The organism is Ruegeria sp. AI3 (genome assembly GCF_056541245.1).
In genome coordinates, this window is the sequence record NZ_JBQFYA010000006.1 from 38,666 (window position 1) to 53,856 (window position 15,191).

12 protein-coding genes and 1 pseudogene are annotated in these 15,191 nt (G+C 60.7%); 5 read left to right on the forward strand and 8 right to left on the reverse strand.

Annotated features, from left to right (window positions below):
* The first annotated feature begins 44 nt into the window (after positions 1-44).
* The 4 genes and pseudogenes from ACRZ95_RS10800 to ACRZ95_RS10815 all read left to right on the forward strand — a co-directional run.
* Positions 45-1,106, forward strand: coding sequence for an LLM class flavin-dependent oxidoreductase (locus ACRZ95_RS10800; protein ID WP_170549175.1), 1,062 nt, complete (start codon positions 45-47; stop codon positions 1,104-1,106).
* Positions 1,106-1,894 (forward strand): SDR family oxidoreductase, encoded by a 789-nt coding sequence (locus tag ACRZ95_RS10805; protein WP_170675920.1) that lies wholly within the window; start codon positions 1,106-1,108, stop codon positions 1,892-1,894. The genes ACRZ95_RS10800 and ACRZ95_RS10805 overlap by 1 nt, the downstream gene beginning before the upstream one ends.
* Before the next feature lie 3 nt (positions 1,895-1,897).
* The gene (locus ACRZ95_RS10810) at positions 1,898-2,701 is read left to right on the forward strand and encodes an SDR family oxidoreductase (protein WP_170675919.1); all 804 of its coding nucleotides are present in this window, start codon (positions 1,898-1,900) and stop codon (positions 2,699-2,701) included.
* Positions 2,689-3,164, forward strand: a pseudogene (locus ACRZ95_RS10815) (trimethylamine methyltransferase family protein); the annotation flags it as partial. The gene ACRZ95_RS10810 and the pseudogene ACRZ95_RS10815, both read left to right, overlap by 13 nt.
* Before the next feature lie 67 nt (positions 3,165-3,231).
* Here the strand turns inward: ACRZ95_RS10815 and ACRZ95_RS10820 are convergent.
* The 8 genes from ACRZ95_RS10820 to ACRZ95_RS10855 form a co-directional block, all read right to left on the reverse strand.
* Positions 3,232-5,274: an NADH:flavin oxidoreductase gene (locus ACRZ95_RS10820; RefSeq protein WP_170675917.1), complete on the reverse strand. Its 2,043-nt coding sequence runs from the start codon at positions 5,272-5,274 to the stop codon at positions 3,232-3,234.
* 72 nt (positions 5,275-5,346) lie between these two features.
* Positions 5,347-6,186 (reverse strand): NAD-dependent epimerase/dehydratase family protein, encoded by an 840-nt coding sequence (locus tag ACRZ95_RS10825; RefSeq protein WP_170675916.1) that lies wholly within the window; start codon positions 6,184-6,186, stop codon positions 5,347-5,349.
* The gene (locus ACRZ95_RS10830) at positions 6,183-7,397 is read right to left on the reverse strand and encodes a pyridoxal phosphate-dependent aminotransferase (protein ID WP_170675915.1); all 1,215 of its coding nucleotides are present in this window, start codon (positions 7,395-7,397) and stop codon (positions 6,183-6,185) included. The genes ACRZ95_RS10825 and ACRZ95_RS10830 overlap by 4 nt, the downstream gene beginning before the upstream one ends.
* The gene (locus ACRZ95_RS10835; RefSeq protein ID WP_170675914.1) at positions 7,394-8,167 is read right to left on the reverse strand and encodes an HpcH/HpaI aldolase family protein; all 774 of its coding nucleotides are present in this window, start codon (positions 8,165-8,167) and stop codon (positions 7,394-7,396) included. Before ACRZ95_RS10835 ends, ACRZ95_RS10830 begins: the two co-directional genes overlap by 4 nt.
* On the reverse strand, positions 8,167-9,378 hold the full coding sequence (locus ACRZ95_RS10840) for an NAD(P)/FAD-dependent oxidoreductase (RefSeq protein WP_170675913.1): 1,212 nt from the start codon (positions 9,376-9,378) through the stop codon (positions 8,167-8,169). Before ACRZ95_RS10840 ends, ACRZ95_RS10835 begins: the two co-directional genes overlap by 1 nt.
* Positions 9,375-11,084, reverse strand: coding sequence for a hydantoinase B/oxoprolinase family protein (locus tag ACRZ95_RS10845; RefSeq protein ID WP_170675912.1), 1,710 nt, complete (start codon positions 11,082-11,084; stop codon positions 9,375-9,377). Before ACRZ95_RS10845 ends, ACRZ95_RS10840 begins: the two co-directional genes overlap by 4 nt.
* Entirely contained in the window at positions 11,084-13,168 is a 2,085-nt protein-coding gene (locus ACRZ95_RS10850; RefSeq protein WP_170675911.1) for a hydantoinase/oxoprolinase family protein, read from the reverse strand. Before ACRZ95_RS10850 ends, ACRZ95_RS10845 begins: the two co-directional genes overlap by 1 nt.
* 79 nt (positions 13,169-13,247) lie before the next feature.
* Positions 13,248-14,168, reverse strand: coding sequence for a LysR family transcriptional regulator (locus tag ACRZ95_RS10855; RefSeq protein WP_170675910.1), 921 nt, complete (start codon positions 14,166-14,168; stop codon positions 13,248-13,250).
* Between the two features lie 156 nt (positions 14,169-14,324).
* On the opposite strand from ACRZ95_RS10855, the gene ACRZ95_RS10860 reads away from it, so the two are divergent.
* A complete protein-coding gene (locus tag ACRZ95_RS10860) occupies positions 14,325-15,083 on the forward strand; it encodes an NAD(P)-binding domain-containing protein (RefSeq protein WP_170675909.1) in 759 nt (252 codons plus the stop codon).
* Positions 15,084-15,191 lie beyond the last annotated feature (108 nt).

The following is a 15,191-nucleotide window of genomic DNA, read 5'->3' on the forward strand; positions in this document are numbered from 1 at the left end:
CTGGGGGAAACACATTCACCCGAATAGACTCGGAGCCTGCGGCCATGGAATTTTCGCTTTTCAACCTGATGACAAAACCCGTTGACGGGTCCACCCATGCCGACGTGTTCAACCAGATGCGCAACATGACGCAGATGGTCGACGAGGCGGGGTTCGATGTGGCCTGGTTTGCCGAGCATCACCTGTCGAACTACTGCATCTCACCGTCTCCGCTGATGACGGCTGCGAATATGGCCGCCCATACCAAACGCATCAACGTGGGCCCCGCCGTTGTTGTGATGCCCTTCTATGAACCTCTGCGTCTGGTCGAAGATATCTGCCTGACCGACCAGCTGACCGAGGGTCGCCTCGTGCTGGGTCTGGGCACCGGCTATCAGCCGCGCGAGTTCAAGAAATTCGGGTTCGAGATCAATGACCGCCTGATGCGCGGCCTTGAGATTTGGGATTGTATCGAACAGGGCGTCTATTCCGGCGTGATCGACTATCAGGGTGAACATATCCAGATCAACGATGCCGCGCTGTCGATCGCACCGGTACAGAATCGCATCCGCACCTTGGCGGTGGGCAACGCGCCCGAAATGCGTCAGAAGATGATCGACTATGGGGCCGAGCCGCTGACCACTCCGGCCATCGGGCCGAACTCGATCGTGTCGACGGCGCGGCGGCTTTACACCGAAACCCGCACGGAAAACGGGCTGAGCGGCAACGACTTCCCCTTTGCCGTGCAGCGCTATGTCTACATCGCCGAGGACAAAGACGACGCCCGCGCCGCGACCGAGCAGGTTCTGATCCATGCCCGCATGGCGAACAACATGCGCCGCCCCGAGCCGTTGATGCAGGGCGCGGATCTGAACATCGTGCCTTTCGACAACGAACCCACCCTCGACGAGGTGATGCAGCGGGCCATCATCGGTGACGTCGAAGAGGTCACCCGCCGGATCGTCGCCGAGACGCGCGAGTTTGGGATCACACATCTGAGCGTCTTCATGCAGATCGCCTCAATCCCGTTTGCCAACACATTGCGCTCGCTCGAGCAGTTTTGCGATCAGGTAATGCCCGCAGTAAAAGCGGCGCTTGAGGAAGACAAGAAAGCGCTTGCCTCCTGATGGCGGGGCTGTTCTCGCTGGCCGGAAAGCCGATCCTGATCACTGGTGCGGCGCGCGGGTTGGGGGCGGCTATGGCCATGGCCTGTGCGGATCAGGGCGCGCAGGTCTGGCTGCAGGATCTGAACGCCGAGGCCGTTGAGGGCACGGCGGAAGCGCTCAGAGGGCAGGGCGCCGATGCGCAGGCCACCGCCTTCGACCTGACGGATTTCGACGCCTGTCGGCAATGGGTGCAAGAGGTTGCAACCCAAGCCGGCAGCATCTGGGGGCTTATCAACAATGCGGGGATCACCAATCACGGGCTTGTCCTTGACCAGACCGTCGAGGATTATCGCAGCATCTATGAGCTGCACGTTATGGCCCCATTTGTGCTGTCTCAGGCAGCGGGCAAGGCGATGCTGGCCAATCCCGGCCCGCACCGGGGGCGGATCGTGTCGGTTTCGTCAATCGCTGCGACCCACCCGAGGCCAGGGGTTGGGAACTATGCGTCCTCCAAGGCGGCCATCGCGGGGCTGACGCGGTCTCTGGCCGCGGATTTCGGTGCCGATGGGATCTGCGCCAATGCCATTGCGCCGGGCTATGTGCTGACCGAGATGAACAAGAAAATCCTCAGTGACACGGGCTTTGTCCGCCGCATCGAAAACCGCACCCCGGCCGCGCGTTGGGCGGACCCTGCGGAAATCGCAGCGCCAGTGGCCTTTCTGATGTCCAAGGGCGCCTCTTACATCAATGGTCAGCTTCTGGCGGTTGATGGCGGCATGAACGCATTTTTACAATCGAACGAGGAATAACCCATGGCACGTCTGTCTGGAAAGGTCGCGCTGGTCACCGGTGCGGGCGCGATGAATGGGGGTATGGGCAATGGCAAGGCCACGGCCATTCGGCTGGCGCAGGAAGGGGCTACGATCTGCGCTTTGGACCTGCATCTGCCCGCCGCCGAGGACACCTGCGAGATCATCCGCGCCGACGGCGGTAAAGCCATCGCCCTGTCTGCGGATGTCACGCAAGAGGATCAGGTCAAGCAGGCCGTCACCGACTGCCTGAGCGCGTTGGGGCAGATCGACATTCTGAAAAACAACGTCGGCATCCTGAAGACCGGCGGGGCCATGGACAGCACGGTCGAGGATTGGGATGCGCTGGTTCATGTGAACATGAAGGCTGTTTTCCTGCCGACCAAACATGTTCTGCCCCACTTCGTGGATCGCGGGGCCGGGGTGGTGACCAATATCTCTTCGATTGCAGGGCTGCGCTATCTGGGCACGCCCTATATCGGCTATAACGCCACCAAGGGCTCGATCATTTCCTATACGCGCAACCTTGCGGCCGAGATGGCCCCGCATGGCATTCGCGCCAACGCGATCCTGCCGGGGTTCATAGACACGCCCATGGCGCGGGATATCACCGTTCAGAACTCGGACGACCCAGACGCCATTGACTGGGACGCGCTAGATCGTCAGCGAGCGGCGCGGATTCCGCTGGGCCGTGTGGGCACACCCTGGGATGTGGCCAATGCGGCTGTGTTCCTGGCCAGCGATGAGGCGTCATACATCACCGGTACCGAAATCACTGTGGATGGTGGTGTGTCATGTCGCGTGTAAAAAGCCGCGCCGGGCGTGCTGCCCGTCTACAGGCTCAGAAATCGGTTCTGACCCGCCTGGCACCGGTGATGCGCAAGCTGCAGCCGCTTGAGGTTCTGAACGAGGCAGCATTGGAGCGCATCCACGATGCCTCAACGGCGATCCTGGAAGAGGTCGGCATCGATTTCCGCGATGCCAAAGCGCTGAGCGATTGGGCAAGACCGGTACAAAGGTTGGTGGCGACCGGATGAGGATCGACCGCGTCCTGGTGATGGAGCTTGTCGCCAAAGCACCTGCACGTTTCGTGGTTCAAGGGCGCGGGCTCCAGACCGGGTTCACGATGGGCGGCGACTCCAGCGTGTTCTGCACCATGAAGGGCGCTCCGTTCACCCGTGATCTGGAGGGCCTCCGCCCGTTAACCACCGAGGCGGATGTGATCAATTTTGCGCGCCTGAATCAGGCCTGCCCAAGCCCTCACATGGCAGGCGGGGACACCTGCGAGCCAATGGATATCCCCGTTCCGCACCGCCATCTGACGATGATGCCCTGCGTTAGAGGTCTTTCAACAGGCGCAGGGCATCGTAAATCGCCGCGTGCGTGTTGCGCGCGGCGACCGCGTCTCCGATGCGGAACAGCTGGAACCGGCCCTTTGGGTTCGAAACAATGCTTTGCGGCTGGCCGGTGATCAGTGCCTCGTGGTCGACCTGTCCCAGATTTGAAGACAGGGGCTTGAGGTCGAAATACAGATCGGCATTCGGCAATGTGCCATAGTTCAGAATGATCTGGTCATAGGGCCGGTCCTGCACTTTCGCGCTGTAGTCCGATCCGATCTCGGCGATCAGGCGGTTTCCATCCCGCCGCACGCCTTTAAGGCGGCGCGCCACGGTTACGGTCACGTCCTTGTCTTGCAGGTTGGTCAGATACGGCGTGAGGTTCAGCCCCATCACATCGGGGGCAAAGCTGCGGTCAGGGGTCATGATTTCGACCTGCGCGGTGTCTGCCGCAATATCGGCGGCCTGCAGCCCAGCGTGATCGCCAGCCTCGTCAAAGATCAACACATCGCCCGAGGCTTTCACGTCACCCGACAGAATGTCCCATGAGGTGATGACATGGGGCAGATCCTCCATCTGCTCATACAGCCGCATCTGAGGCAGCCCGCCGGTCGCCACGATGACCAGATCCGGGTTCAGCGCCGTGATGTCCTCGGCCTCGACCCAAGTGTTGAAATGAAAACTCACGTCCCGTGCGGCACATTGGGCCATGCGCCAGTCGATGATCCCGATCATCTCGCGCCGCCTTTGGGATTGCGCGGTCAGGCGTATCTGCCCGCCGGGGTCCGGGGCAGCCTCGAGCACCGTCACGTCATGACCGCGGGCGGAAGCAACCCGCGCGGCCTCCAGCCCGCCGGGGCCGGTGCCGATGACCACAACCTTGCGCGGGGTCTCGGCCACGGGGATCAGATGCGGCATCGTCAGCTCGCGCCCGGTTGCGGCGTTGTGGATGCACAGTGCCTCGCCACCTTCGTAAATACGATCAAGGCAGTAGGTGGCACCGACGCAGGGCCGGATATCATCCTCACGCCCCTCGATGATCTTCTGCACCAAATGCGGGTCGGCCATATGGGCGCGAGTCATGCCCACCATGTCCAGACGTCCTTCGGCCACGGCGTGGCGGGCGGTGGCGACATCCGGAATGCGGGCGGCGTGGAACGTAGGCAGGCCGATCTCGGCTCGCATCCGTCCCGCGAAATCCAGATGCGGCGCCGAGGGCGACCCCTGCAGCGGGATCACTTTTGACAGCGCGGCATCGCTATCGATCCGCCCGCGCGTCACGTTGAGGAAATCGACCAGCCCCTCATCCCTGAGAAGACGCGCGATGCGGAACCCCTCTTCCTCGCTCACGCCGCCTGGTTTGGTTTCATCCATCGAGAACCGGACACCCAGAAGGAAGTCTTCACCAACCTTGTCGCGCATGCGGGCCAGAACCTCACGTGCGAAACGGGTGCGGCTTTCCAGCGTTTGTGGGCCATACGGCCCCTCAAGTTCGTTCGTCAGCGGGGACCAGAACTGGTCGGGCAGGTGGCCGTAGCACTCGATTTCCAGCCCGTCCATGCCGCCTGCCTTCATGCGTTCGGCCGCATCGGCATAGTCCTGAATGACCCGCGCTATGTCCCAATCCTCCATGAGTTTGGGATTGTAGCGATGCGCGGTTTCGTGATGATGCGTCGGCGCGACCGAGGGCAGCCAGTCGCCCTTGCTCCACCCGGTACGGCGGCCCAGATGGGTCAGCTGGATCATCACCGCGCAGCCATGTTCGTGCAGCTCATCCGTAAGGTTTTTGATCCAAGGCACCACCTCGTCACGATAGGCCAGTACGTTGTTGAACGCCGGAGGGCTGTCTTTGGACACACAGGCCGATCCGGCCGTCATCGCCAGCGCAACACCGGCCTTGGCGCGTTCCGCATGATAGGCGCGGTAGCGATCCTTGGGCATACCGTCTTCGGGATAGGCGGGTTCATGACTTGTGGTCATGATCCGGTTGCGCAGGGTGAGGTGCTTCAACTGGTATGGCTGCAGAAGTGGATCGTTGCTCATTGCGATGCTCTCACGGAAAAGCTGGCGTATGCAGAGAGAAAGGCCCGCGTGGCGGCGAAGACGGGCTGACGCTTACTCCTTCGCCGTATCGTCTGCGTTCAGGTTCAGAGCCGCCATACCGCTGCTGCCCAGATCAACGGCTGCAAAAGGGCCGCCGTGATGGATATTGGCGGGATCAAGGGGGTCAAGCGGGCCGTCCTTGGCAAAGATCTCATCGGCGAATTGCTCGGCATTGTCCTTGGGCTGGAAACCCAGATGCCGCGCCTTGGAGTTGTCGACGGGCGCGCGGTCATTGTCGGACACACCATAGACGATGCTGAATCCGGTGACCGGGGTTTTGATCGCCTGTTCGACCATGTGCACCAAGTCATCATAGCTGAGCCACGTTCCAACCGCGCGACTGTTCGTGACCTGCGCGCAAGACAGGATGCGCAGGCAGACGGCCTCGAGCCCGCGCTTGTCCCAGTATAGCGAGGCGAGGTCTTCGGCGAAGCACTTGGCAAGCCCATAGAACGTGTCTGGTCTGTGTGGAGCGTCGATGCCGATGAAATCGGTCTTTTTGTGCATGCCGACCGCGTGGATCGACGAGGCATAGATCACCCGCCGCAGATTGTTGCGATGGGCGGCCTCCCACACGGTATAGGCGCCGTAGAAGTTCGGGCCCCAAAGCACATCCATCGGGGCCTCATCCGCGATGGCACCGAAATGAACCACCATATCCACGCCTTCCATAAGCTTTGTCATAGCTTCAAGATCGGCAAGATCGGCCTTCACGTAGCTTTCGTTCGGCGCAAGGTTGGGTACGCCGTCGGCAATGTCCGAGGAGACCAGCTCGTCGCACAGTTTCGATAGCGGCCCGCGCAAATATGATCCAAGCCGCCCCGCTGCGCCGGTGAGGACAAGTTTCTTCATGGGCGAACTCCTTTCAGATTGGCAACGGCATCGGAGATGCGGTTCAGGGCCGTGTTCAGAACGTCTTCGGACGCGGCGGTCGAAATGCGGAAAAAGGGTGACAGCTCATAGGCGCTGCCGGGAACAGCCGCCACACCGGCCGCGCTGAGAAGATAGGCGGTTACGTCTGCGTCTGAGGTCAGGGTTGCACCGTCGGGCGCCGTGGCCCCGATCAGGCCCTCACAGCCGATCAGCCCGTAGAACGCCCCGCCCGGCGGGTCGAGCGTCAGGCCGGGAATGTCGCGGATGCGTTCGACCACGAGGTCGCGTCGGGCCTTGAACGCGGCACAGAAGCGGCGTACCTCATCCTGCGGACCGTTCAAAGCAGCCGCCGCTGCGGCCTGCGCGATCGAACAAGCGCCCGAAGAAATCTGGCTCTGTACCTTGGTCATCGCGGCGATCAGCTCTTTCGGGCCAGCGCCATAGCCGATGCGCCACCCTGTCATCGCATAGGCCTTGGAAACCCCGTTAACCGTCAGCGTCCGATCTTTCAGCGTCGGGCACAGGGCTGCGAAAGACCGGAAGACGCGATTGTCGAACAGGATGTGTTCGTAGATCTCATCAGACAGGATCAGGATGCGGTCGTGTTGTTCCAGAACCGCGCCAAGGGCCGCAATCTCAGCATCCGAATAGACCGTGCCTGAGGGGTTCGAGGGTTGGTTCAGCAGCAGCCAGCGTGTCTTGGGTGTGATCGCGGCGGCCAGCTTGTCGGGGGTCAGGCGGAAACCGTCTTCAGCCGGGCACTCGATGGTGACGGGCGTACCGCCAAGGATGAGCACGATGTCCTTGTACTGCCCAAAATAGGGCGCGCAGAGCAGAACTTCGTCGCCCGGCTCCAGCGTGGCCATGAAGGCGTTGAAAAGCACCTGCTTGGCCCCGTTCGACACGATGACTTCATCCGGTGCGTAGGTCAGATCGTTCTCGCGCTGCAGTTTGTCGGCAACTGTCTGCCGCATGGTCAGGGTGCCGTTGGTGGGCGGGTATTTGGTCTCACCCGCCAGAGCGGCCTGATGCGCGGCGTCTTTGATGTGGTCGGGCATGTCGAAATCGGGCTCTCCGAGGCCCAGATCAATGACATCCTCACCCCGCGTGCGGGCCTCTTTCGCGGCCTGGCTAACCCAAGCCGAGGCCGAGGGTTTCACGGATGTAAGGCGCGAGGCGGCAAAGCTCATTTCAGGTGATCTTTCGTCTGGGCCAGAGTCGCGTCTGCCGCGCGCGCCAGAAGGCCGGTATCAATGGCATTGGCAACAAAGGTGAACCCTTCGTTCAAAAGCTCGGCCGCAAAGGCCGGGTCGGTGACCAAGGTGCCAACAGGCACTCCCCGCGCGATCAGTTTCTGCGCGGCTTTTCTGATTTCGGACCAGACCTCGGGATGCATGGTATTGCCGACATGCCCAAGATCGGCGGCAATATCCGCCGGGCCGAAGAAGATGCCGCTGACACCATCGACCGTGCCGATGGCCTCGGCCTGTTCCAAGGCGGCGCGGGATTCCACTTGTAACAGAACCGTCAGCTCGTCTTCACAGCGCGTCACATAGTCCTTGATCCGGCCAAAACCTGTTGCGCGGCTTGCGCCGGCCATCCCACGAACGCCACGCGGGGGGTAGCGCGTGGCCGCGACGGCGCGTTCTGCTTCTTCCACGGATTGGATCATCGGAAACAGAAGCCCCGGCGCGCCGAGATCAAGCAGACGTTTGACCGCAACCGCATCATTCCATTCGACGCGGACAAGTGCGGTGGTCTGATACGCCTCAAAAGCCTGCAGCTGCGATAACACGCTGTGATAGTCGTTCGCGCTGTGCTCCATGTCGATCAGCGCCCAGTCATAACCTGCGGTGGCTATGACTTCGGCTGCAGTGTTACTGCACAGGCTGACCCAAACACCAACTTGTTTGTCGCCATTTGCGATCGCACGGGTGAAACGGTTGGGTGTGAGCTCCATCAGATCACTGCCTTTTCGATGATGGGTTGCCCGGCCGGGATACGTTCGTAGTTGAAGGGCGTCATGTCGAGCGCGCGGTATTCGCCATAGGTCAGCCACTCGGCCGTGCCACGCCCCATCGCAGGAGACTGCTGCAGACCGTGGCCCGAGAACCCGTTTAGGAAGATGAAGTTCGACAGCTCGGTATGCGGACCCATGATTGCATTGTGATCGAAGGTGTTCATCGCATAATGCCCGGCCCATTCGCTTTGCAGCTTGATCGCTTCGAATTGCGGGATACGGGTGGCGAGGACGGGCCAGACGTGGTTTTCCCAGAAGGCGTGGTCCATGTTGAAATCATCGAAATCCACCGCCGGGTCGATGTCGGAATGCCCGCCGCACTGATACGTGCCGCCCCCGACCTCGCGCACATGAACGCCAGATGGATCAATGGTCAGCGGTAGGTCGCGGTCCAACGGCTGTTCGGCCTTAAAAATCCAAGAATAGCGTTTCCGCGGTTCAACCGGCACGTCAATCCCCGCCATTTGCGCGGTTCTGGCCGCCCGAGGGCCGGATGCGTTAACAACCTGTCCGCACGCAATGACTTCGCCCGAGGCGAGCGTGACGCTTTCGACCTTAGTTCCCGCGGCGTTTCGGGTGATCTCGACGACTTCGTTCTGGATCCATTCGACGCCACGCTCGCGGCTTTGCCGCCGCCACCAGTGATCGAGGGCCGCGCCGTCGAAATAGCCTTCGTCAACCAGATTGATCGAGCCCAGAACGATGTCATCGACACTGTAGAACGGATAGGCCGCCTTGATCTCATCCGCGTTCATCAGCTGTGTTGCCGCACCTGCCGCCAACTGCACCTTCTGGTTCTCGCGCAGCACGTTGGCAAAGCCTTCGTTGTCGGCCAGATACATGTAGCCAAAGGAATGGATCGAAAGCTCGGGCACCCGGTCGTCTCCACCCATATAGCCGCGTAGGTTCTTGACGAAGTCGGCGGCAAACTGGCTGATCCGCACGTTCAGCTCGGCCGAGAATTGCTGCCGGATACAAGAATTTGTATGCCCGGTCGAACATGAGGCGAAACTCATGTCGCGTTCGATCACCAGAACCGAGCCATTGAAATCGGCATTGTCCGACAGGAACCAAGCGGTCGAGGCCCCCATGATCGCGCCGCCTATGATCACCACGTCATAGCTTTGCCGGGCCGGGCTTTGGTTGCTCATTCGTATTCTCCTTTTGCAACGGCACGGTGGATCTCGGAGATCTCGGATGCCGTCAAGCCATAGTCGCGTGATGCTGTTTCGTCTGAAATATAGCCGAGCGCCAGATCACGCTTCACCATCTGTTTTGACCGTTCCGACGGGTCACCGTAGCCAGCACCGCCGGGGAACGCCATCACGACTTTGCGCCCGTGTGGTACAAACTGTTTACCTTTGACCCGCATGTCAGACCCGTCGTCCTGGGCAATGGTGGTGGGCGCGCCATTTCCCCCGCCACGGCGACCGCGCGCGGGGTGCTGGCTGCGGTCGAACATGGCCTGAATGTCGAACTCGTACCCCTCTTGCGCGCCGACCTCCATATACTGGCCCAACCCGCCGCGCGTTTTCCCAGCACCGCCGCTGTCGGGGCGCAGTTCCTTGCGCCAGATGATGACGGGGCCCGCGTGTTCAGTGGCTTCGATCGGCATGGTCATTACGCCCGATGGGAAGGCGGTGGCGTTCATCCCGTCGTGTTCCGGCCGCGCGCCGGACCCGCCCGAGTTGAAAGTCAGCACCTCGGACCGGCGGCCACCTTCAGGGGCTGGAGCATCGGTGCGGGGGCGCAGGCTGACCTGAAAGTTGCACAAACATCCCGCGCCTTCGGCAGGGACGAGGCCGGGGACGATCTTGTCGAACGCGTCATAGACCGCATCGGGTACGAAATGGCCCACGATATGGCGCAGTGCGACCGGAGCCGGATGAAGCGCATTCACAATGGTGTTCTCAGGTGCGGTGACCTCAAACGGGGCCAATGATGCCGCGTTATTAGGTATCTCGGGCGCAATCGCGACCTTGAGCGCGTAGCAGGCATAGGCTTTGGTATAGACCAGCGGGCAATTGATCCCCTTCTTGTCTACCCCTGAGGTGCCGGTGAAATCGGTCACGATCCTTTCGCCTTCAACGCTGATTCTGACCTTCAACGTGATCGGAGTATCAAATCCGTCCATCGTCATTTCACCTTCAGCGGTTTTCTGAGGCAGGGCGGCGATACGCTCCAGCGTCGCTCGGCGGGAGTTGTCGAGGATGAACGCGGCAATCCCATCGAGGGTTTCGAGGTCGAACTCCTCCATCATGTCGATCAGGCGGCGGTGGCCGATTTCGTTACAGGTGGTCAGAGCATAGATGTCTCCGATCAGCTGATCGGGCTCGCGCACATTGCCGCGAATGAGGCGCACCAGTGTTTCATCCACATCGCCACGGTCGACAAACTTCATGATCGGGATGTATAGCCCCTCTTCATAGACGCTTTGCGCATCGGCCCCAAAGCCGCGCCCGCCGATATCCACGATATGCGCGGTACAGGCGAAGAACCCTACCAGCGCGCCCTTGTGAAAGGATGGGGTGACCATAGTGATGTCATGCAGGTGGCCTGTGCCCTCCCACGGGTCATTGGTGATGTAGACGTCGCCTTCATGCATGTTCTGCCGGCCAATTCGGCGAATGAAATGCGCGACCGCATCTGCCATCGCGTTTACGTGACCCGGCGTACCGGTCACAGCCTGCGCCAGCATGTTCCCGTGCGTGTCATAGATCCCCGCCGACAGGTCCCCGGCCTCACGGACCGAGGTTGAAAACGCTGTCCGAACCAACGCCTGCGCCTGTTCCTCAACAACCGAGATCAGACGGTTCCACATGACCTGATAGGTGACTTTGGAATGCTCATTGCTCATCACGCGACTCCTTTGGTCACAACGTCGATACAGCCATCGGGCTGGCGGATGGCGTCCCGGCTGGCGGGGACAACGATGGTTGTTTCATCTTCGGTCACGATTGCGGGCCCTTGGGCGCGCTGCCCGCTCTGCATGCTAGCGCGGTCGACAGTATCTGCGTCCAGATATCGACCGGATGCCGCGTCAAAGACCTGTCGCGTGCCGTCGGACATAGCCGGGCCTGTTGCGTCCGTTACGGCAATCGGCGTGACCTCTTCGGGCGGGGTGCTGGCGTTGACAGACCAGACCGTGATCTCGATATCCATGCCCGCGACCGGGCGGCCAAAGAGCTTGGTATAGCCTTCCTCGAACCGGGCCTGATAGGTGGCGGCGTCGGGATTCTTCGCCTGTTCTTCGGTCAGTTCGATCGGGATTTCCCAGCCCTGACCGGAATAGCGCATATAGGCTTTGAAATCGGTCCGGATCGGGCTGGTCGCATCGCAGGTTCGCACAAAGCCAGTTGTTTCGTCCCTCAGGTCGGACAAAAGCTGACTGATCCGGTTCGCGTCGAAATCGCTGAGCTTCATATAGACCGAGCGGTTGGCCTCGAAACTGAAGGGCGCGCGCAGGAACCCGATGGCCGAGCCGACCCCGGCCCCCGGCGGAACCAGCAGGCGTTCGACCCCAAGCTTTTCACACAGACGCCCGGCGTGCAGAGGGGCCGCGCCCCCAAAAGCGATCATAGTGTACTCGCTCAGGTCTTCGCCATTCTCGACGGCGTGAACGCGTGCGGCGTTGGCCATGTTTTCGTCCACCACCTCGGCCACGCCAAAGGCGGCCTCAATCGGGTCCATGTCCAGCGTACTGCCAATGTGGTTGGCCAGCGCAGATTTGGAGTTATCCGGGTGCAAAACGATCGAGCCACCGGCGAAATTGTTCGGGTCCAGCTTGCCTAGAACGAGATCAGCGTCCGTCACACCGGGGCGTGTGCCGCCGCGTCCGTAGCAGGCCGGGCCGGGCTCGGACCCCGCGCTTTCCGGACCCACGCGGATCTGGCGCATCCCGTCCACATGGGCCAGACTGCCGCCGCCCGCGCCGATTTCGACCATGTCGATCACCGGGATCGAAATCGGCATGCCCGAGCCCTTCTTGAACCGATAGGTCCGCGCGACCTCAAACACGCGGCTGGTTTTGGGCGTCTGGTTCTTGATCAGGCAGATCTTGGCAGTGGTGCCGCCCATGTCAAAGCTCAGCACTTTGTCCAAACCGTAGCGTGCCGCAATATGCGCCGCAAAAACCGCACCTCCAGCGGGGCCGCTTTCGACCAGCCGCACCGGGAACTCCGCCGCATTCTGGATTGAGATGATGCCGCCACCCGAATGCATCAGGAAGATCCGGCATTTTACGCCTTGGGCGCGCAATTGATCCTCGAGCCGACCCAGGTATGAGGCCATCAGTGGCTTGATATAGGCGTTGGCGACGACCGTGTTGAACCGCTCATATTCGCGCATCTGAGGCGAAACCTCGGACGAGATCGAGACCGAAACGTCCGGCAGTTTCTCGGCCAGAACCTCGCGCACCAGATGCTCATGCGCTGGGTTGAGGTAGGAGTGGATCAGACCCACCGCCACCGATTCAAAACCGGCTTGTGCAATCTTGTCCACCACGGCTTCGACATCGGTGCGGGTCAGATCAACCAGAACTTGGCCTCGTGCATCGACGCGGCCGGGAACGGTAAAGCGCATGTGGCGTGGCAGCAGCGGGTCAGGCAGTTTGAGGTTCAGGTCGTACTGCTCGAACCGGCTTTCGGTGCGCATTTCGATCACATCGCGGAACCCTTCCGTTGTGATCAGCGCCGTTTTCGCCCCCCGGCGTTCGATCAGCGCGTTGGTCGCCAGCGTGGTGCCGTGAATGATCTGGTCAATCTGACCCGGAGTGATCCCGGCCTTGGCACAGACCTGCTGCATCCCGTCGATGATCGCGTCTTCCGGCGCGGCATAGGTTGTAAGCACTTTTGTTGAAAATGTCTGTCCATCCTTTTCCAGAACCACATCGGTAAAGGTGCCGCCGATATCAACGCCCAGTCGGATAGAATGTGAAGCCATGCCCGTGCCCGCTTGAAAGAGTACCTGTCAAACGCGACTAAAACCCAGCTCGGGACGAAAAATCAAATTGCTTTAATTTCTACTCCTGATCAAATTTTTTTATCGTGTGTGGCCTGAGCTGAGCGGCGATTTCCGCCGCGTGTTCCACAAAACGTGCGGCCCGCTTTGGATCGTAGCGGGCGAAAAACCGCAGCGGCTCGGCTGTCCAGTCGGATTGAAGTTCCAGCAGGGCGCCCGCGTCGATCTCGCGCTGGACCAGCGGGCGCGGCAGCAACGCGATCCCAAGGCCTTCCGATACCATCGGAACGCAGGCGGACAAAGCGTTCGAATGCACGATTTTCTGCGCGTCTAGCCCGCGTTCCTGCGCCATGGCGTGCAGGCTGTGCCCTGCAATTGTGTGGCGAGCATGGGTCAGAACGGAGAATGCGAAAAACCGGTCAACGCTGCGCCCTTCGGGCAAGGCCGTGGCGAGTGTCGTATTGGCCACCCACACATAGTCTTCGCCGGTCAGCTCCCGCGTTCCGTCCAGGTCTGTTTTGAACGGCCCGTTCTGCACGGCAAGATCAAGCTGCCCCTCCAGCAGCTTTTCATCAATCGTGCCGGACAGGTCCACCACAAGCTCGACGCTCAGATTGGGATAGTGCTGTTTTAGGCAACGCAGAAAGTCCTGCAGCCATGTGCAGGCGACCAATTCGGTGACGCCAAGACGCAGCCGCTCCTGAATCAGATCTTGTCGATCGGCCTCTTCCAGCAGGGCTTCGGTTGCGCGGAGAACCGTTCTGGTTTTCTCCAACAGCGCCTCTCCCTTCGCTGTCAGACGCACGGACCCTGCATCGCGATGCAGCAGCTTTGTGCCTAATGCCTCTTCCAGCGTGGCGATGCGTGACGAGATATTGGGCTGCGTCGTCGCAAGCGCGTTGGCCGCGGCGCGGAAGGTTCCCATATCGACCACGAAGGTAAAGGCTTCGAGCTGTTTGAGTGTGACTTGGTTCTTTATCATTCAAACTTTTGAGCATCAGAGAAACTGATCGTCAATCGTTCAGGGCAAGAGCCCGTCCGTTTGATGTCTGGTCGGTAGAGAATTGGTTTGCCTGCGGCGGCGAATAGGGCGATCAACGGGGCGACTCGACCACTTGTCGGAAAACAGGAGGCAAACATGAGGCTTGGCTATCTGGGGTTTGGAACAATTGCGCGGGCCTGCGCCGAAGGTTTGGTCAGCGATGGGCATGACATTGTTATCAGCGAAAGAAGCCGGGCCAACTCATCCGAGCTGTCGGCCCGCTTCGACAATGTGACTGTGGCTGACAATCAGGGTGTTTTGGATGCCAGTGACGTGGTCTTTGTCGGATCGACCGCCGAGCAAGCCGAGGCGATGCTGTCCGCGCTGCGGTTTCGCGAAGGCCAGCGGGTTGTCTCGTTCATGGTTGGTATCTCGCCGGAACAGGTTCAGGCCCTCGTTGCACCGGCCACGTTCGAGACGTTGATGATCCCGTTCCCGTCCATTGCCTCGGGCGGGTCTCCGGTTCTGGTCTTTCCCGCGTCGCCAACGGTTGAGGCCCTCTATGGCGGTTCAAACACTGTGATCACCATGAAGTCCGAGAGTGATTTCAACGAGTTTCTGGCCGCTCAAGCCCTGCTATCGGTTGTAGCGAAATCGCTGGCCGTTGGGATTGACTGGCTGGGCCATAAGACCGGCAGCGCCCATGAGGCCGAGAAATTCCTGCGTCTGTTGATCGGAGGGTCGATCATGGCCGCGCCGATGGAGACCGAGAACGCGATGACCGATCTGGTCGAGTCCCTAAACACGCCGGGCGGGCTGAACCAGCAATTGCGAGAGTACATGGCCGATCGCAACACCTATGACGATCTGGTCCAAGGGATCGAGGTTCTGTCGGCCCGCCTGTCCGAGGGCTGATTGTCCAGACTGTAAGTGCGCGCGATGACATCATATCGCTGATGGGGGATGAGTTTACCCGTTGGGATCGCCGCGACGACCGCTATGTTTAGCCTTCGCGGTTTGACA